Here is a 16925-nt window from a genome sequence, read left to right as displayed (position 1 = left end):
CATGTGGCCAGACAAAATAAGAAAAGCGCCATCATCTGCCACAAGGACTACACCTTATGCTGTTACGATTCAGTCAGTTAACTACCCACAAAGGCGCCGAACTGGGCGCGATAGAACACGCCGTTCCCATGATCGTATTCTCGCCCGACGGCACGGTCTTGCGCGTCAACGATCTCTTCCTCAACACGCTGGGATTTCAACGCGAAGACGTGATTGGCCGGCATCACCGTATTTTCTGCGATCCGAACTATGTCGCCAGCCCGTTATATCGCAAGCATTGGGAGACGCTGAATAAGGGGCAGCCCATCACGGACACGATAAAGCGCATCGCGAAAAACGGCGAGGCGGTGTGGCTGCAGGGCACCTACGCGCCGGTGCTGAATAAACAGGGTAAGGTGGTGGAAATCGTCAAGATCGCCAGCGAAGTGACCGAGCGAGTGACCCAGGCGCAGGAACACCGCAGCCTGCTGGCGGCGCTGAATCGATCGATGGCGATGATCGCTTTCACGCCGCAGGGCACCATTGTCAGCGCCAACGACAATATGCTGGCGCTGATGGGCTATCGGCTTGAAGAGGCGTGCGGGCAGTCGCATGCGGTGCTGTGCCCGCCGGCGTTCGCCGCTTCCGACGATTATCGGCGGCATTGGCAGCGCCTGGCGCGCGGCGAGTTCATCACCGGGCGTTTTGAGCGCGTCAACCGGCGCGGCGAACGGGTATGGCTGGAGGCCAGTTACAACCCGATCCTCGACAATGAAGGCCAGGTGGTGAAAGTAGTGAAAATTGCCCAGGACATCACCCGATTGATGCAACAGCAGCAGCATGAAGAAGAGATGGTGCGCAACGCGCATCATCTGTCGCTGGATACCGACCGGCAGGCGGCGCAGGGCGCGGTCATCGTGCAGCAGGCGGTGAAAGGCATGCAGCAGGTCGAAGCGGCGGCGCGCGAAACGTCGGGCGTGGTCACCGAGCTCGGCAAGTGCTCTCAGCAGATCGGCACCATCGTCGAAGCCATTCGTAAAATCGCCGCCCAAACCAATCTGTTGGCGATTAACGCTTCCATCGAAGCCGCCCACGCCGGTGAGCACGGGCGCGGTTTTGCGGTGGTGGCCAATGAAGTGCGCACGCTGGCGGAGCAGTCGCGCAAGGCGGCGACCGAGATCGAACGCATGACCAAGTCTATCCAGCAAGGCGTGGCGGCGGCGATCGCCGGCATGGCGACCTGCGTGGAACAGGCCGGGGGCGGTGTGGCATTGACCCATGACGCCGGAGAAGTGATCAACCAGGTCAATATCGGCATGCATGACGTCGTGAAGCTGATGCAGGCGTTTACGTCGGTGAAGCAGGGCGACGCGTTGCACTGAGTCTGCCGGACGCCGCCCCTGAAAGCGGGGCGGCGTTTGTCTCTTCCCACCGATCTCTGCGCCGTTGAGCTGCGGTTCAATTTTACCGGTCTATGCTAGACTTGATATGAACGAACGTTCGTTCATTAATGTCAATTTATGGCGCCAGGCGCCCCCTTCACCGTTTCGGGAGTTGCCGATGGGAAACCGAGAAAAGATTGTCGACGCTGCGCTGCACAGCTTTACCCATAAGGGATTTCACCAGACCAGCATGCGGGATATCGCCCAGGCGGCGGGCGTCAGCGTGGGCAACCTCTATAACCATTTTTCCGGCAAGGAGGCGCTGATCGGCGAGATCGCGCTGCTGGAAAACGGCGTATTCGCCGAGTTCGCCGCCGCATTGCGGGCCGAGAAAAAGCGGCCGAAAGAGGCGCTGTCGGCCTTTTTCACCGCCTATCACGCTTTTGTCGCCGAACCGGACAATGTGCAACTGACGGCGGAGATTGTGGCTGAAGTGGCGCGTAACCCGGCATTGGCCGAACCGTTCAGCGCCAACCAGCGGCAGTTGATTGAGGCGCTGGCGACGACGATCGCCGAGGCTCAGCAAATCGGCGAGATCGCGCCGGCGATAGCGCCCTTGCCGCTCGCGCAGCTGGTGCTGGACGTGATCGAAAGCCAGGCCTGGCGGCAGGCGATCTTTGCGTCGCCTGCGCCGGAAGGGACCACGCCGGTGCGGCTGTTGGAACACCTGCTCTACCGGCATCCCTAGTCGAGGTTGATATGTTGCACATTGAGCCTTATCGCGACGCTGACCGGCTGCAAACGGCGGCGTTGATCTACGCCGCGTTCTGCGACAAATTCCAGCGCGCGCGCCGTCTGAGCGCCCGCCTTCAGTGGCGTCTGTTCTATCGGCTGTGGTGTTGGCGGCAAAGCGGCAGCCGGGAGCGCAGTTTCGTGGTGAAACAGAATGAACAGGTGGTGGCGGCCTTTGCCCTCAATGCGGCCGAGGCAGAGGGCGACGGCGGGTTGCGCCCGCGCGGATTGCCGATTTGGCGGCTGTGTCGCCGCTATGGCTGGCTGAACGTTTGGCGCATGTATCTGCAAATGGCGGTGTTGCAGCATGCCCCGGCGGCCGATGAGCTGTATCTCTCTTACCTGGCGGTGGCGGAGAATCAGCGCGGCAAAGGGGTGGGCAGGCGACTGCTGCAGTGGATGAACGACTACGCCGCCGAACAAGGCGCAGGCCGGCGCCTGAGCCTGCATGTCAGCCGGCGCAACGTGAATGCGCAGCGTCTGTACCGGCGCTGCGGCTTTCAGGTGCGGCGCGAAGAGCATTACGCCTTGCTGGGGCTGCTGTTCGGCCAGGCCGATTGGATATTGATGGAGAAACGCAACGGGGAGGCGACGTGCGCAAAATAGGGCTGTGCCTCGTGGCGCTGGTTTTGGCGGCGCTTGGCTGGGTGATTTACGTCAACGACTTTCGCTTTGTCACCGAACCGGTCGCGGTGACCGCCGGCGGCAATCGGTTGACCGGCACGCTGGTGCTGCCGGAGCATGCGCCGGTCAAGCCCGGCGTCGTGGTGTTCGTGCACGGCGATGGGCCGGCCAACGCCAGCCGCGACGAAGGCTATTACGGCATTTGGGAGGCGATGGCGCAGCAGGGCTATGCGGTTTTAGCCTTCGATAAGCCGGGCGTTGGCGGCTCCGGCGGCAACTGGCTGCATCAGACCATGGCGGATCGCGCGCGGGAAACCGTCGATATCATCGACTGGGTCCGGCGGGACGGGCGCTTCGATGCGCGCTGCGTGGGGCTGTGGGGCACCAGCCAGGCGGGGTGGGTGATGCCGGAGGTGGCGCGTTTGCGCCCCGACATCGCGTTTACGCTGGCGGTGGCGCCGGCGATCAACTGGCTGCGACAGGGGCGCTATAACACCCGGGCGGCGATGGCGGCGGCGGGGGATGATGAAGCGCAGATCCAGGCGCGCGAGGCGCATTGGCGCCATATCCAAACGCTGCTCGAACAATCGTACGGCTACGCGGAGTACCGCCGCGAGTATGGCGCCGCCGCCGCATTGAGCGCCGACCGCTGGCGCTTTATCCGCGCTAACATGGCCAGCGACGCGACGGCGGGATTGCGGCATTTCACCACGCCGGTGCACCTGATCCTGGGCGGGCGCGACGTCAACGTGGACGCGGACGAAACCGAGCGCGTTTACCGGCAAACGCTCCCGGCCTCGCTGCTGACGGTGACGCGCATCGACGAAGCCGATCACGTGATGGTCAAGCCGCTGTTCGCGCGCCATCCGTGGCTGACCAACGTGGTGGGCCTGTTTGCCCCGCGTTCGGTGCAATACGACGCCTACCGGCAGGACGTGGCGGCCTTCCTGGCCGCTCAGCCCTGCGGGCGCGGGCGCTAACCTCAGATCGCCGCGGGCGGCGCCTGCTCGTCATGCGGCTGCGGCGCGCGGGAAATCTGCATCGCCTGCTGCGGCATGCCGATGCCGGCCCGATCGAAATGGATTTTCACCAGCCGGTCGAGGGCGTATTGCACCACCCACTGTTTCAGCGCCTGCGTGCGCACCGTCACGCGGGTGGTGAACGAGCGATCGCCCAGCGCCACCACGCCGTTGAAGACCGGCTCGCCAATCAGGAAATGCTTCACCTGTTCATCCTGCTTCAGCGCCTCGATGGCTTGATGCAGCACCGCATTGACCCGATCGATGTCCTCGTCGCGGCTGACGGTATAGTTGGCGCGGTACACCCCGAACTCACGCGCATAGTTGGCCAGCGTGGTGATCGAAGAGTACGGCACGATGTGATAGACGCCGTAGTCGTCGCGCAGGCCGATCGAGCGGATGGTCATGCGCTCCACCGTGCCGGTGATGCCGCTGACGGTGACGTATTCGCCGGTGTTCATGCCGTTTTCAAACTGGATGAACACGCCGGTGATCACGTCTTTCACCAGCGTCTGGGCGCCGAAGCTGATGGCCAGCCCCAGCGCGCCGGCGCCCGCCAGCAGCGGCGCGATGTTCAATCCCACCTGGGACAGCACGATCATCACGGTGATGGTGCTGATCACGATAGCCAACACGTTGCGAAACAGCGTCAGCAGCGTGCGTTCGCGCGCGCTCGGCCGCACGCCGTTGCTCAGCTCCAGCGCCAGGCGGTGCTCGATGATGCTGGCCATCAGCGTCCAGCTGAACACGGCGATCAACAGGATCAGCAGAATATGCACCAGCCCGCCGAGCGTCCGCTGGCCATTTTCGCTGCCCGCCCATTGATACAGGTTGATCAGGTGCCAGGCATCGAGCAGGAACAGCGTCACCGCCAGCACCACCATCACCCGCAGTATCTTCAGCCCGTTCGGGATGTAGGAGTTGATGCGCCGCTCGAGCATCGGGTAGCGCAGATTGACGTCGGTCGGCAGTGAAATGCGGCGGAAAATCCAGCGGGTCAGCATGCCGGACAGCAGCGCGCCGACGCCGACCACCAACAGGCTTTTCACCGTGGCGCTCATCATAAAGCGCAGGCTGTTGCCGATGTCGAACTGGGACAGCACGAACAACACCAGAAAATAGGCGATCGCCAGCAGATGCCAGATATGCCCCAGGCCGCGCAGGATCACGCTGAAAAACGCCATCGACCGTTCGGCCAGCAGGTTGATCTGTTGCTGTATCGGCTTGCGGTTGTGCAGGATCAGCCAAATGGCGTACAGCGTCAGCGCCAGCATCACCACCAGGTTGACGGTGGCGGCGGCCGGGTAGCTTATTTGTACCGCCACCACCGGCACCACCACCATCAGGCCGTAGCCGATCAGGCCGCTGAGCCAGGCGAGGCGCGTGTTCCAGTAGTGCGCGCTTCGGTCGCTGAAGGGGAAGGGGCGCAGATAGTCGAAGTTGGGGGCGAAAATCAGCCGCAGCACCGCCTTGAAAAATTCAATCACCGCGAAGGCGCTGAGAAACAGGGTCTGCAGCCGCAGAATGGTGGCGCTGTCGGCGTGGACATGGCGGGCGAACAGGTTGCCTGCCGCCAGCGCCAGCAGCAGCACCAGCAGATCGATGGCGAAAGCGCCGAGAATAGCGGCGGGGCGTTTATACCACGGGCCGCGCTGTAGCCGCGCATTGTGTCCCCAACTGCCCATGCGTTTGTACAGCGGCGCGATCAGCCGCCGGATCAGGTGGAACAGCGCAAAGGTAACCGCCACCGTCAGCAGAAAGTAGCCCAGCGCGCGGAAAAAGCCGGCGGGATTGAAAACGCGCTTCGGGCCGGAGTCGATCAGCTTTTGCAGCGCGCCGAGCTTTTGGTTAAAGGTGCCGATGCCTTCCTGCGCCAGCGAGTTCAGGCTGTCGCTCAGCGTAGCGGGCGTCGATTCTTCCGGCGTTGCCGGCGCGGCGGCGGGGGCGTCGCCGGCGGTCTGTTTCAGGTGGTTGATGAGTTCCGCGCGCGCTTTGTCGTCTTGCAGCAGATCGGCCAGCGCGGCGTAGGCGGCTTTCTGCTGCTCACTCTTGTCGGCGGGCGCGGGCGGCGCATTTTGCGCCAGCGCCGGTGGTGCGAAGACGTTCAGGGCCAGCAACAGCAGCAGGAAAAGCAGGTGTTCTCGCAGATGAGAACCTCGTCGGGAGTATGCGTTTGGCGGCATGGTTCCTCTCTTTGGCGTTCTGTGATCGGCGGATATAAAAGCAATACGATGAAAAACAATCAATATAGTAGGAAAGGTGGCGCGACGGGGCGTGGGAGAGCGTGCGGAATGAAAGCGGCGGGCGCGTGGCGCGCCCGCCGTTAAACCGCTTGGATCAGGACACGTGCTGCAGGAACTCCTGCAGACGCGGGCTTGGCGGATGATTGATCAGATCGTGCGGATTGCCGTCTTCGGCAATCCGGCCCTTGTCGATAAAGATCAGGCGCGACGCCACTTTTTCGGCAAAGCCGACTTCATGAGTGACGATGACCATCGTCATCCCTTCTTCGGCCAGATCCTGCATGACCTTCAGCACTTCGTGGCGCAGTTCCGGATCGAGCGCGGAGGTCGGCTCGTCGAACAGCATCATTTTCGGCTTCACCGCCAGCGCGCGGGCAATCGCCACGCGCTGCTGCTGGCCGCCCGACAGTTCAGACGGGTAATGGTGGGCGCGCTCCGCCAGACCGACCTTGGCCAGCAGCTCGCGCGCCAGCTTTTCCGCATCGGACTTCTTCGCGCCGCGTACGCGGATCGGGCCGAAGGCGACATTTTCCAGCGCCGTCAGGTGCGGGAACAGATAGAACTGCTGGAACACCATGCCGGCTTCCTGGCGGATCAACCGATCGTCCACTTTCGGATCGTTGGCTTTCAGGCCGTCGACGATCAGATCGCCGCTGGTGACTTCTTCCAGCTTGTTGATGCAGCGCAGCAGGGTGGATTTGCCGGAGCCGGACGGCCCGATGATCACCACCACTTCGCCTTTGTCGATCTTCAAATCGATGTTGTGCAGCACCTGGGTTTGGCCAAAATGCTTGGAGACGTTTTTAAATTCAATCACAGGATTTTCATCCTTCTTTCCAGACGACGCAGCACGAAGCTCAGCACCAGGGTAATAATCAGATAGATAACCGCCACGGCGCTCCAGATTTCCAGCGCGCGGAAGTTACCGGCAATAATTTCCTGACCCTGACGGGTCAGCTCCGCCACGCCGATCACGATGAACAGCGAGGTGTCTTTGATGCTGATGATCCACTGGTTGCCCAGCGGCGGCAGCATGCGGCGCAGCGCCAGCGGCATAATGACGTAGCGGATGGTTTCGCGGCGCGACAGGCCGAGCGCCAGGCCGGCCTCGCGGAAACCGTTATGGATAGACAGCACCGCGCCGCGGGTGATTTCCGCGATGTAGGCGCCGGAGTTGATCATGATGGTCACCACCGCCGCGGTGAACGGATCGATGCGCAAATCGGTGAACGCCATCGGCAGGGCGAAGTAGATGAACATCACCTGCACCACGATCGGCGTACCGCGGATCACTTCGATAAACACCAACGCGATGTGGTTGGCGATCCAACCGCCGTAGGTGCGGGCAAAGCCGGCGACGAGGCCGATGATCAGGCCGCCAATCAGACCGAGGACCGAAATCCACAGGGTCATTTTGGCGCCCTCTAACAAGATAGGAATGGCGGGCCAGATGGCGCTCCAGTCGAACTGCATGATATTTCTCCCGGTGATCCCAAACGTGGGTATCAGATACAACGAAGCGCAGGGGGTTAAGCGCCCCCTGTGCTTAAGTTAATAGCTTGCCAAATTCACAGCTTACTTAGGTTCGGTGCCGAACCACTTCTTGTAGATTTCGTTATAGGTGCCGTTCTCGCGCAGGGTTTTCAGCGCGCCGTTCACCTTCTCGCGCAGCGCGTCGCTGCCTTTAGGGAAGGCGATGCCATACTGCTGCGCTTCCAGCGAATCGCCGACGGTTTTGAACTTGCCGGCGCCGGCCGTCTTAATGAAGTATAGGATGTTTGGCGTGTCGTGCAGCACCGCGTCGGCGCGCTTGGTGCCCAGTTCCATATAGGCGTTGTCAATGTTCGGGAACTGACGCAGATCCTTGGTTTTGATGTGCTGCTTGGCGTAATCCACCGAGCCGGTGCCGCTCTTCACCGCCACCACTTTGCCGTTCAGATCGTCGATGCTTTTCACGCTGTTGTTGTCAGCGTTGACCATCACCAGCAGGCCGCTTTTGTAGTAACCGTCTGAGAAGTCGATGGCTTTCTTGCGCTCATCGGTGATGGTGATGCCGGCCAGCGCCAGATCGACGTTTTTGGTCTGCAGCGCCGGAATGATGCCGCCGAAGTCCATCGGTTTCAGGGTGTAGTCCAGCTTCAGCTCTTTGGCGACGGCGGCCCACAGGTCGATGTCGAAGCCGACGTATTTGTCGCCTTGCTTGAACTCAAAAGGAACGAAAGCGGTGTCGGTGGCGACCACCAGTTTGTCTGCTGCGTGGGAACTTACGGCAAAGGCCAGGGAGAGTGCGGCCAGGGAGACTTTAAAAATCGACTTCATGAGAGGAATTCCTGTACAGGTTGCGGATTACCCATTTTTTATATTGCAGTTGGTGCCATGAAAAAATCGTGCCATGTTTTCAACTACTATAAAAACAAAGAGTTACTTCGTGATGTTGTGCCGGAAAGGCGAATTGTTATGGTTGCGCACCACAATGAAGCACCGAAATGGTGCGTAAGAATTATCTTGGTGCACGGGGCTATCATTAACCAAATTTTGGCTGTGAAACAACCGTTCTTTAACGTTTTTGCTTCAATATTGATAACTAACTCTAACTTTCATGATGCACCGACGGTGCAAGCGGGGGCCGCGAGAGGAGAAAAAGGGGAGCAGATAATGCTAACGCAACTGGCTGTCTTTGCTGCCGCGCCGGTTGTATAGGCTGGTGGCCGCGTGTTTTTTGTCTTGTTCGGTCTGGCAGGCGAGGCAATAACGCACCCCCTTCAGCGCCTTGCGGCGCGCCTCGGGGATCGGTTCTCCGCATTCCTGGCAATAGCGTTCGCTCTCGCCATGCCCGAGCGCATCACGCGCGCGCTGCACCGCATCGTCGACGGTAGAATCAATTTGATCTTGTACGGCGCCGTCCGCCGCCCAGCCGCTGGCCATCATCACCTCCTGATAAGGGAAACCTACCGTTTAATATGGGCCGTTTTTTGCACAATTCAACGACCGCGCAAAAGAAAACAGGCCGGGCGAAGCCCAGCCTGTTCTGCCCGGCACGACGGGCGGTCTGCAACGCGTTGCGGCGTTATTCGATATTGGATTCGATGAACCACAGGAACTTGTCCAGATCGCGCGAGGCGGCGGTGAACATGTCGGCGGTGTCTTCGTCTTCCACTTCGGTAATGGCTTTGCGGATGTCATTCGCCACCGCGCCGTAGCGATCGGCCAGCGCTTTCAGGTGTTCTTGCACGCTGTGGATATTGGTTGGATAGCTTTTCAGCGGCGTGCGATCGTTCACCACCTGTACGGTGCCCAGCGCCACGCCGCCCAGCTGCACCACGCGCTCGGCGAAGGTGTCCTGGTGCTCGATGATGGCGGTGCGGAAGCCGTCCAGCATTTCATGAACCGCGATAAAGTTCGCGCCACGCATGTTCCAGTGCGCCTGTTTGGTGATCAACGAGAGATCGATGAATTGCACGACCTGATGGTTCAGCGCCTTGATGGCGGCCAGTTTGATTTTTTCGTCCAGATCGTTACGGGTATACAGCAGATCAGAAGATTTCGTTTTCACCAGTTTAGCGGTACTCATATCAGATATCCTCTTGATTAGTCGTTGTCCTATTTCGTTACGGGATCAATTATAGCAGGGCTGTTTATTTTTGCCGGACGAAAATGGCTATTGCACAAATAGGGTTAGCCTACGAATAATTGGTCTGGTTGAATTTTTATTTAATGCAACAGCATGAAAAATATAATTATTTATCATTCACTGATTTATTGTTTATGGCTGTGAAAATTTACCTTGGTTATTTTATTTTTTCGCCTGCGGGTTTCGGCTAAATATCCGCTTTGTTATCGTGGTGTTAATTTCTCATCCATTCATATTGATAGCGGTAATTGATGCCGCTACAGTAGGGTAATTATCCTCTCTCTTTATAGGCGAATAATGAAAATTAACGTCGTCGGCACCAGCGGCAGCGGTAAAAGCACTCTGGCGCGTCAACTGGCGGAACGTCTTGACGTTCCCTATATCGAGATGGACAGACTCTATTGGCGGCCCGAGTGGCAGGGGACGCCCGATGGTGCGTTCCTGGCGCGGCTTGAGCAGACGCTGGCCGAAGCGGGAGGAGGCTGGGTGCTGGACGGCAACTATAGCCGCACGCAACCGATCAAGTGGCGCGAGGTCGATTATATCCTGTGGCTGGACTACGGTTTCTGCCGCACGTTGTGGCAAGCCGTGCGGCGCGCGTGCCGACGCGCGGCCAGCAAAAGCGAGCTGTGGCCGGGCACCGGCAATCGGGAAAGTTTCCGCCGTTCTTTCTTTAGCCGCGAGTCGATCGTGCTGTGGACGATCCGCACTTACTCGAAGAACCGGCGAAAATACCTGGCGGAGATGGCCCGTACCGATGCAGGGCGCCGTTTCGTGCGCTTGCGCTCTCCCCGCCAGGCCGCCGATTTTCTACGGACGCTGCCGCAGGCTCACAGCAGCAGGCGGTGATGGATCCTCACCACCGCTTTCTTGACGTGCTGCGGCTGCTGCCACAGGCAGCCGGTCTTATGCGGTTCCATCTGGAAAAAGATCGCGAACATACCGTGCGTCATGTGCAGCGTTTGCGGGTGGCGTTTGATGTCCAGCAGCAGCAGGTCGCTATTTTCTGCATGCGGATGTTCGCGATGCCAGTCGCCCGCCAGGCCGTATTCGATGCGTTCTTCGCCGCTGATCAGCAGATGCAGCGCGATGTACTCCTGATGCATTTCGGCGCGCTTTTCCGCCGCCGGCACGGTGGTCAGCGTCATCACGTCCATAAAGATGTTATCGCCGTCGATCGGGTGATGGCCCAGCGCCAGTTCGGGCAGGTCGCATCGGCGCAACTCGGTCAGGGTTGAAACCAGCGCTGGCGCGAGTCCGCGGCCGAAGCGTGGGTTGAACAGGCTGTTATGAATCACTGTTATTCTCCATGTGAGCGAAAGTCCAAAGAGCCTGCGATACAGGCTAAGGGGAAGTATGCCGATTTGTCACGAGGAAAACAGTTAACCCGCCTGCATTCCGGCGTTGCGGTCGGCAGGCGAGTCAGGCGATCAGGAAAGGCTTTCGAGGCGCGGTTTGGGGCGAATGGTCAGGGCGGAACCCATGGAGGCGGCGATGATCGCCGCCAGCGCCAACCATTGTACGCCGCTCAGGTGTTCGCCGAGGAACAGCATGCCGGACAGCGCCGCCATCGCCGGCTCCAGGCTCATTAAGGTGCCGAAAGTGCGCGCCGGAATTTTGGGCAGCGCGATGATCTCCAGCGAATAAGGCAGCGCGGTGGAGAGGATCGCCACCGCCAGCGCGACCGGCAGAATATCGAGGTTGAACAGCACGCTGCCGGTTTGCCAGGCGCCGATCGGGCAGAACACCAGCGCGGCGATCAACGAACCGAGCGCCACCGTGCCGGGGCCGTGATCGCCGCCGGCCTTTTGGCCGAAAATGATATAGACCGCCCAGCAGGCGCCGGCGCCGAGCGCACAGGCGGCGCCGAACGGATCGATCCCACCTACGCCGTGGCCGAGCGGCAACAGGAACCACAACCCGGCGATCGCCAGCGCCACCCAGAGAAAGTCGATCGGCCGCCGCGACGAGAACATGGCCACCGCCAACGGGCCGGTAAACTCCAACGCCACGGCGATGCCGAGCGGCACGGTGCGCAGCGACAGGTAGAACAGGTAGTTCATCGCGCCGAGCGACAGGCCGTAAATCAGCAGCGGCAAGCGGCTGCCGGCGACGATGCGCATACGCCACGGGCGGAAGATAATGAACAGAATCAGGGTGCCGATGAAAAGACGCAGCGTCGTAATGCCTTCCGCGCCCACGATCGGGAACAGGCTTTTGGCCAACGAGGCACCGCTTTGGATAGACACCATGGCGATGATTAACAGACAGATGGGCAGCAGCGCGGAGGGCGCTCTGCCGGAAGTAGATAACGACATCCTTAACGGGCCTTTTTTGCGCCGTTCCTCAGCCTTGAGAAAACGGTCGAAACGGGGATGCGAGCAGTGTAAATGAAATGGCGAAAATCTGTCTGAGAAAAGCGCACATCGCGGTGAAATCCGCCGATCCTCGGATGAGATGTGGCGAATTTGGTCAAAAAGTGCGCTTTTTCTTAAGAATTATCTGGATATTAAATTGGTGATTTTTGTCACAGAAAGCCGTAGAATACGGCCGAAAATAGAGCGAAAAGAAGCAGATACACTGTTCTTGAAATCTTCTGTTACACGATATAAAGCATTAGACACTCATTTCAAGGCAGAGTTTCACGCTAATTTTTGTTATATTTTCAAAGCATGAACAAATGGATGTACTTAATAATAAAACGCGTTTGAGGTGGTTATGAAAAAAATTGCATGTCTTTCCGCAGTAGCAGCTTGCGTATTAGCAGTTAGCGCAGGTACCGCATTCGCTGGTCAGAGCACCGTATCCGCTGGCTATGCGCAGGGTGATCTCCAAGGCGTTGCTAACAAGGCCAACGGTTTCAACCTGAAATACCGTTACGAGTTCGATAACAACCCACTGGGTGTGATCGGCTCCTTCACCCACCTGGAAAAAAATCGTTCTGAAAGCGGTTTCTACAAGAAATCTCAGTACGATTCCATCACCGCAGGTCCAGCTTACCGCTTCAACGACTGGGCGAGCATCTACGGTGTGATCGGTGTTGGCTACGGCAAAAACATCGACAACGCCCAGGCTGGCGGTAACAAAGGTGGCAACAGCGACTACGGCTTCACCTACGGTGCCGGTCTGCAGTTCAACCCAATCGAAAACGTTGCCCTGGACGTTGGCTACGAGCAGAGCCGCATCCGCAGCGTGGACGTTGGCAGCTGGAACGTTGGCGTAGGCTACCGCTTCTAAGATTTCTTCATGCCTGCGGGCGTGAATGCGCGGCACAGGTTGCCGCGCGGATAAAAAATCCGCCTTCGGGCGGATTTTTTTTATCTGTCATTAGCTGCCGCGCCCCGTCGGCTGCGTCGAAAAGCGCGCGCTGCGGGCATCGCGCTCATAGCCTTGCGGTTCGGTCAGTAAACCGTACAGCTCGGGGCGGCGTCCGTAAATCCAGCGGCGGCCGGTGCTGAGCGGGATCAGCGTCAGATCGAGATCGGCGCTGACCAGCCGGTCCTCCGCCGCCCAGGTCTCCGCCACGATGCGGCCGTAGGGATCGAGGATCATCGCATTGCCGGTGCGTACCTCATCGTCATCGCGGCCCACGCCGTTGCTGAACAGCAAAAACAGCCCGTTGTCATGAGCGCGCGAGGGCAGCCAGCGCATCAGCCAGCCGCGGCCGTGTTCGCCGCGAAAGGCGGCTTCTATCGCCTGCGGATCTTCCGCTCGCCGCTGCCACAGCGCCTGTGGGATCGGCTTCATACCGTGCGGGCTGCGCGAATGGGTGCCGCCGGTCTGGTGCGGGGCCATCAACACCTCCGCGCCCAGCAGCGCCGTCGCGCGCGCATTCTCCACCAGATTGTTGTCCCAACAGATCAATACGCCCACGCGCACGCCCCAGGGGGTGTCGAACACCGTATAGCGATCGCCGCTGGCGAGAGCCGGATGTTCGAAGGCGTGCAGTTTACGGTGCACATGCAGCGCGCCGTCCGGCAGGCATACGGCGTAGGCGTTGTAGCAACGGCCGTCATCGCCCAGCTCGATCAGCCCGACGCCGATCGCCATGTTGTAACGCTCCGCCAGCGGGCGAATGCGCGCCAGCGAAGGGCTGGCCGCGATCGGTTCCGCCAGCGCCCGCACTTCGGCGTCGGACAGATGGCGTACGTGCCAATAGCCGGTGATGCACATTTCCGGGAAGGCCAGCAGCTGTACCTGCTGCTCGGCCGCCTGAGCGATAAAGCGCTCGATGGTCGACAGGTTGTAATTTTTATCGTTGGCGCGATGCTGGAATTGCACCGTGGCGGCGCGCAATGAGATGGTCATGGGGTCTCTCCGGTTAGGGTCTGCGTTGATTACAGCAGGTGGATTGATTACTGTATAATCAATTAAATTCCTTATTCGATAACTTAATGGAATGGATATAAAACAACTGCGCGCCCTGGTGGCGCTGGCCGAACAGGGCAACTATCGTCAGGCGGCGAGCCGGCTATGCATCAGCCAACCGGCGCTGAGCAAGCAAATTCAGGCGCTGGAAACCCAGCTCGGCGTTCGATTGTTCGAGCGTGGCCGACAGGGGGCGGTGCTTACCGCCGGCGGGCAGCGGCTCTACCCGGAGGCGCAGGCGCTGGTGGCGCAGTACCAGCAGTTTCAGCGGCGCGCGCGGCGGGTGGCCCTCGGGGAAGCGGGGCGGCTGTCGCTGGGATTTGGCCTTTCCAGCTTTCATCTGGCGCCGCAGCTGGTGGCGGCCTTTCGCCAACGGTTCCCCGAGGTGGCGATCGGCCTGGAGGACTTGCCGTCGGAACGCCAGTATCAGCTGTTGCTGCAGGGAGAGTTGCAGGCGGGGTTCGTGCGTTTGCCGGTCAATACGCCGCTGTGCGGCGTGGCATTGCTGAGCGATCGGTTGGTGCTGGCCGCGCCGGGCGCGCTGGCGCTGCGCGCCGACGATCTGATGGCGCGTTTCAATCAGTTGCCGCTGTTGCAGCTGACGCCCAAACGCGGGCGCGGGCTGAGCGATCAGTCGCTGCGGTTTATCGCCGCTCACCGGTTGGTGCCGAATGTGGTGCAGCAGGCCGGTGATATCCAAACGTTGTTGGCGTTGGTTGCCGCCGGCGTCGGTGTCGCGCTGCTGCCGCACAGCATCACGCATATCGCGCCGGCCGGTATCGACATTTTACCGCTGAGCGGCGAGGAGACGGAGTGGCAGGTCGGTATCGCCTGGGATCCGCAGCGCGCCGACGCGCTGCGGGACAACTTCATTCAGACGGCGTTGACGGTGCAACGCGCTTAGGCATTCAAAGCGGGCAATGCATCACGACGATCGGGCTCTGGTGATACTCGCTGCGGTGGCTTTCGCTAAAGCCGACTTTTTTCGCCAGCGCCAGCGAGGCCTGGTTTTCCGGCGAGATGATGCAGACGGTTTGCGCGCCCGGCAGGTGCGTCTTACCCCAGGCCAGCGCCGCCCGCAGCGCCTCGGTGGCGTAGCCTTTGCCGTGCGCCGAGCTCACCAGCGTCCAGCCCATTTCCGGCGCGTCGAGCGCCGGGGTGATGTCGCGCAGGAAGTTGGAGAAGCCGATGCTGCCGAGATACTCGCCGCTTTGTTTGTCACGCACCGCCCAATACCCGTATCCCAGCAGCGCCCAGTGGCCGACGTAGCGCATCAGGCGCCCCCAGGAGTCTTCCCGGTCGCGCGGCGTGCCGCCGATATAGCGCACCACCAGCGGATCGGCCCACAGCGCGGCCAGCGAGTCGAAGTCGTCCAGCGTGTGCGCGTCCAGCCGCAGGCGTTCGGTGATAAGCGTTGGCGCGGTGTTGATTACGGTCATGTTGCTGCTCCTGCACAGGGTGAAAGGCGATGAAAAACAACGGCGTTCAGTATGCCAGAGAAATCACACCGCCAGCCACAACAGCCAGGTGAACAGAAAGCCGCTCAGGCCGAGCAGGGTGGTCAGCACCGTCCAGGTCTTCAGGCCATCGGCCACCGACAGCCCCAGATAGCGCGTGACGATCCAAAAACCGGAGTCGTTGACGTGGGAAAGCCCCAGTCCGCCGAAACAGGTCGCCAGCGTCACCAGCACCAGCTGCAGCTGATTCAACCCGCTGACCGCTTCCGACAACAGGCCGCCGGTGGTCAGGATCGCCACGGTGGCGGAACCCTGCGAAGCGCGCAGCGCCAGAGAAATGATAAACGCGGCGGGCACCAGCGGCAGGCCGATGGCCGTCAGCACTTCCGCCAGCGCCTTGCCGACGCCGGATTCCACCAACACCTTGCCGAACACGCCGCCCGCGCCGGTCACCAGGATCACCACCGCGGCGGTCGGCAGCGCGGCGCCCATCACGTCGCTGGCGTGTTGCAGACTCCAGCCGCGGCGCAGCGCCAGGAAGTAGAAGGCCAGCAGCAGGGCTATCATCAGCGCCACCGCCGGCGACCCCAGCAGAGACAGCGCATCGCGCAGCGCCGAGCCTGCCGGCAACAGCGTGGCGGAGACGGTGCCGAGCATGATGATGGCGATCGGGATGACGATCAGCGCCGCCACCAGGCCGGCGCCGGGCGGGTTGATGCGATCGCTGAGCGGCGCGTGATCTTCCGGCCGCGGCTCCGGCGCCGCCAGCTGCAGTTGTTCCAGCACCTCTATCGATAACGGATAGGTTTTGCGGTTGAGGTAGTTGGCGGCGAAATAGCCGATCACGCCGACCGGAATACAGATCGCGAGGCCGATGATGGTCAGCCAACCGATGTCGGCGTTGAGCAGGCCGGCGGCGGCGACCGGGCCGGGGTGCGGCGGCAGCGCGACGTGTACCGTTAACATCACGCCGGCCATCGGCAGGCCGAACTTTAGCGGCGACACTTTGGCGACCTTGGCGAAGCCGTAAATAATCGGCGCCAGAATGATAAAGCCGACGTCGAAGAAGACCGGAATGCCGAGGATAAATGCGGCGAGGGTCAGCGCGGCGACGGTATGTTTCGGCCCCAGCCCCTGGCTGAAGCGTTGCGCCAGCGACTCGGCGCCGCCCGAGTGTTCGATCATGCGCCCGAGCATCGCCCCCAGACCGATGATGATGGTCACCGAGCCAAGCACGCCGCCCATCCCGGCGGTCATCACTTTCATCACTTCACCGGTCGGAATGCCGCTGGCCAACGCCACCAGCAGACTGACCACCAACAGCGCGACAAAGGGTTGCACCTTCGCCTTGATCACCATCAATAACAGCAGCACCACGCCGAGTACGGCAATCAGCAACAGCAGAGAGGTAGACATGAAAAAAGCCTTTC

The 16925-nt window shown here is 60.6% G+C and carries 18 protein-coding genes; 7 read left to right on the top strand and 11 right to left on the bottom strand.

Features of this window, described 5'->3' with window-relative positions:
* The first annotated feature begins 56 nt into the window (after positions 1 to 56).
* From ACJ8KE_RS10705 to ACJ8KE_RS10690, 4 genes are all read left to right on the top strand, one after another.
* Positions 57 to 1361, top strand: a complete 1305-nt coding sequence (locus ACJ8KE_RS10705) for a methyl-accepting chemotaxis protein (RefSeq protein WP_442517239.1) — start codon at positions 57 to 59, stop codon at positions 1359 to 1361.
* Between the two features lie 178 nt (positions 1362 to 1539).
* Positions 1540 to 2109 carry a TetR/AcrR family transcriptional regulator gene (locus tag ACJ8KE_RS10700; RefSeq protein WP_442517238.1) on the top strand — a complete coding sequence of 190 codons (570 nt, stop codon included), beginning with the start codon at positions 1540 to 1542 and terminating at the stop codon, positions 2107 to 2109.
* Positions 2110 to 2120: 11 nt separating this feature from the next.
* Complete coding sequence (locus tag ACJ8KE_RS10695; protein ID WP_206195286.1) at positions 2121 to 2759, top strand: GNAT family N-acetyltransferase; 639 nt, start codon at positions 2121 to 2123, stop codon at positions 2757 to 2759.
* Positions 2747 to 3757, top strand: a complete 1011-nt coding sequence (locus tag ACJ8KE_RS10690; RefSeq protein ID WP_442517237.1) for an alpha/beta hydrolase family protein — start codon at positions 2747 to 2749, stop codon at positions 3755 to 3757. Before ACJ8KE_RS10695 ends, ACJ8KE_RS10690 begins: the two co-directional genes overlap by 13 nt.
* A gap of 2 nt (positions 3758 to 3759) precedes the next feature.
* On the opposite strand, the gene ybiO is transcribed toward ACJ8KE_RS10690, so the two are convergent.
* From ybiO to dps, 6 genes are all read right to left on the bottom strand, one after another.
* A complete protein-coding gene (gene ybiO, locus ACJ8KE_RS10685; protein WP_097102505.1) occupies positions 3760 to 5979 on the bottom strand; it encodes a mechanosensitive channel protein in 2220 nt (739 codons plus the stop codon).
* Between the two features lie 154 nt (positions 5980 to 6133).
* On the bottom strand, positions 6134 to 6856 hold the full coding sequence (glnQ, locus tag ACJ8KE_RS10680; protein WP_004939230.1) for a glutamine ABC transporter ATP-binding protein GlnQ: 723 nt from the start codon (positions 6854 to 6856) through the stop codon (positions 6134 to 6136).
* Entirely contained in the window at positions 6853 to 7512 is a 660-nt protein-coding gene (gene glnP / locus ACJ8KE_RS10675; RefSeq protein ID WP_004939229.1) for a glutamine ABC transporter permease GlnP, read from the bottom strand. The genes glnQ and glnP overlap by 4 nt, the downstream gene beginning before the upstream one ends.
* Before the next feature lie 102 nt (positions 7513 to 7614).
* The gene (gene glnH, locus ACJ8KE_RS10670) at positions 7615 to 8358 is read right to left on the bottom strand and encodes a glutamine ABC transporter substrate-binding protein GlnH (protein WP_019454486.1); all 744 of its coding nucleotides are present in this window, start codon (positions 8356 to 8358) and stop codon (positions 7615 to 7617) included.
* Between the two features lie 339 nt (positions 8359 to 8697).
* Positions 8698 to 8964: a DksA/TraR family C4-type zinc finger protein gene (locus ACJ8KE_RS10665; protein ID WP_016928515.1), complete on the bottom strand. Its 267-nt coding sequence runs from the start codon at positions 8962 to 8964 to the stop codon at positions 8698 to 8700.
* A 142-nt stretch (positions 8965 to 9106) separates the two neighbouring features.
* Entirely contained in the window at positions 9107 to 9610 is a 504-nt protein-coding gene (gene dps, locus ACJ8KE_RS10660) for a DNA starvation/stationary phase protection protein Dps (protein WP_016928514.1), read from the bottom strand.
* 357 nt (positions 9611 to 9967) lie between these two features.
* Here dps and ACJ8KE_RS10655 point away from each other — a divergent pair, with 357 nt between their 5' ends.
* The gene (locus ACJ8KE_RS10655; protein WP_016928513.1) at positions 9968 to 10519 is read left to right on the top strand and encodes a shikimate kinase; all 552 of its coding nucleotides are present in this window, start codon (positions 9968 to 9970) and stop codon (positions 10517 to 10519) included.
* Here the strand turns inward: ACJ8KE_RS10655 and nanQ are convergent.
* Together nanQ and rhtA are read right to left on the bottom strand one after the other, a co-directional pair.
* Positions 10501 to 10968 carry an N-acetylneuraminate anomerase gene (gene nanQ / locus ACJ8KE_RS10650; protein ID WP_016928512.1) on the bottom strand — a complete coding sequence of 156 codons (468 nt, stop codon included), beginning with the start codon at positions 10966 to 10968 and terminating at the stop codon, positions 10501 to 10503. The two genes, ACJ8KE_RS10655 and nanQ, sit on opposite strands and share 19 nt — an antisense overlap.
* A gap of 132 nt (positions 10969 to 11100) precedes the next feature.
* Positions 11101 to 11988, bottom strand: a complete 888-nt coding sequence (gene rhtA / locus ACJ8KE_RS10645) for a threonine/homoserine exporter RhtA (RefSeq protein WP_004939202.1) — start codon at positions 11986 to 11988, stop codon at positions 11101 to 11103.
* Positions 11989 to 12388: 400 nt separating this feature from the next.
* Between rhtA and ompX the strand changes: the two genes are divergently transcribed.
* Complete coding sequence (gene ompX, locus ACJ8KE_RS10640) at positions 12389 to 12907, top strand: outer membrane protein OmpX (RefSeq protein WP_004939201.1); 519 nt, start codon at positions 12389 to 12391, stop codon at positions 12905 to 12907.
* A 90-nt stretch (positions 12908 to 12997) separates the two neighbouring features.
* Here the strand turns inward: ompX and ACJ8KE_RS10635 are convergent, their stop codons facing one another.
* Complete coding sequence (locus ACJ8KE_RS10635; protein WP_016928510.1) at positions 12998 to 13978, bottom strand: nitrilase family protein; 981 nt, start codon at positions 13976 to 13978, stop codon at positions 12998 to 13000.
* Positions 13979 to 14069: 91 nt separating this feature from the next.
* Here ACJ8KE_RS10635 and ACJ8KE_RS10630 point away from each other — a divergent pair, with 91 nt between their 5' ends.
* Entirely contained in the window at positions 14070 to 14942 is an 873-nt protein-coding gene (locus ACJ8KE_RS10630) for a LysR family transcriptional regulator (protein ID WP_079450970.1), read from the top strand.
* A gap of 4 nt (positions 14943 to 14946) precedes the next feature.
* Here ACJ8KE_RS10630 and ACJ8KE_RS10625 read toward each other — a convergent pair whose 3' ends face one another.
* Both ACJ8KE_RS10625 and ACJ8KE_RS10620 read right to left on the bottom strand, forming a co-directional pair.
* The gene (locus ACJ8KE_RS10625) at positions 14947 to 15477 is read right to left on the bottom strand and encodes a GNAT family N-acetyltransferase (protein WP_016928508.1); all 531 of its coding nucleotides are present in this window, start codon (positions 15475 to 15477) and stop codon (positions 14947 to 14949) included.
* A gap of 63 nt (positions 15478 to 15540) precedes the next feature.
* The gene (locus tag ACJ8KE_RS10620; RefSeq protein ID WP_016928507.1) at positions 15541 to 16911 is read right to left on the bottom strand and encodes a GntP family transporter; all 1371 of its coding nucleotides are present in this window, start codon (positions 16909 to 16911) and stop codon (positions 15541 to 15543) included.
* Between the last annotated feature and the right edge of the window lie 14 nt (positions 16912 to 16925).

It is taken from the genome of Serratia sp. CY56464, assembly GCF_052168435.1.
Taxonomy (GTDB): Bacteria; Pseudomonadota; Gammaproteobacteria; order Enterobacterales; family Enterobacteriaceae; genus Serratia; species Serratia marcescens.
The sequence above is the reverse complement of the archived record's forward strand: the minus strand, read 5'-3'. Positions and strand labels throughout refer to the sequence as shown.

What these genes read in the sequence shown, in the direction of transcription:
- ACJ8KE_RS10635 (WP_016928510.1), bottom strand. Translation starts at nt 13,978, where the DNA reads ATGACCATCTCATTGCGCGCCGCCACGGTGCAATTCCAGCATCGCGCC.
- ACJ8KE_RS10665 (WP_016928515.1), bottom strand. Translation starts at nt 8,964, where the DNA reads ATGGCCAGCGGCTGGGCGGCGGACGGCGCCGTACAAGATCAAATTGAT.
- ACJ8KE_RS10705 (WP_442517239.1), top strand. Translation starts at nt 57, where the DNA reads ATGCTGTTACGATTCAGTCAGTTAACTACCCACAAAGGCGCCGAACTG.
- ACJ8KE_RS10630 (WP_079450970.1), top strand. Translation starts at nt 14,070, where the DNA reads ATGGATATAAAACAACTGCGCGCCCTGGTGGCGCTGGCCGAACAGGGC.
- ACJ8KE_RS10620 (WP_016928507.1), bottom strand. Translation starts at nt 16,911, where the DNA reads ATGTCTACCTCTCTGCTGTTGCTGATTGCCGTACTCGGCGTGGTGCTG.
- ACJ8KE_RS10655 (WP_016928513.1), top strand. Translation starts at nt 9,968, where the DNA reads ATGAAAATTAACGTCGTCGGCACCAGCGGCAGCGGTAAAAGCACTCTG.
- glnH (WP_019454486.1), bottom strand. Translation starts at nt 8,358, where the DNA reads ATGAAGTCGATTTTTAAAGTCTCCCTGGCCGCACTCTCCCTGGCCTTT.
- ybiO (WP_097102505.1), bottom strand. Translation starts at nt 5,979, where the DNA reads ATGCCGCCAAACGCATACTCCCGACGAGGTTCTCATCTGCGAGAACAC.
- ompX (WP_004939201.1), top strand. Translation starts at nt 12,389, where the DNA reads ATGAAAAAAATTGCATGTCTTTCCGCAGTAGCAGCTTGCGTATTAGCA.
- ACJ8KE_RS10700 (WP_442517238.1), top strand. Translation starts at nt 1,540, where the DNA reads ATGGGAAACCGAGAAAAGATTGTCGACGCTGCGCTGCACAGCTTTACC.
- ACJ8KE_RS10625 (WP_016928508.1), bottom strand. Translation starts at nt 15,477, where the DNA reads ATGACCGTAATCAACACCGCGCCAACGCTTATCACCGAACGCCTGCGG.
- dps (WP_016928514.1), bottom strand. Translation starts at nt 9,610, where the DNA reads ATGAGTACCGCTAAACTGGTGAAAACGAAATCTTCTGATCTGCTGTAT.
- rhtA (WP_004939202.1), bottom strand. Translation starts at nt 11,988, where the DNA reads ATGTCGTTATCTACTTCCGGCAGAGCGCCCTCCGCGCTGCTGCCCATC.
- glnP (WP_004939229.1), bottom strand. Translation starts at nt 7,512, where the DNA reads ATGCAGTTCGACTGGAGCGCCATCTGGCCCGCCATTCCTATCTTGTTA.
- ACJ8KE_RS10695 (WP_206195286.1), top strand. Translation starts at nt 2,121, where the DNA reads ATGTTGCACATTGAGCCTTATCGCGACGCTGACCGGCTGCAAACGGCG.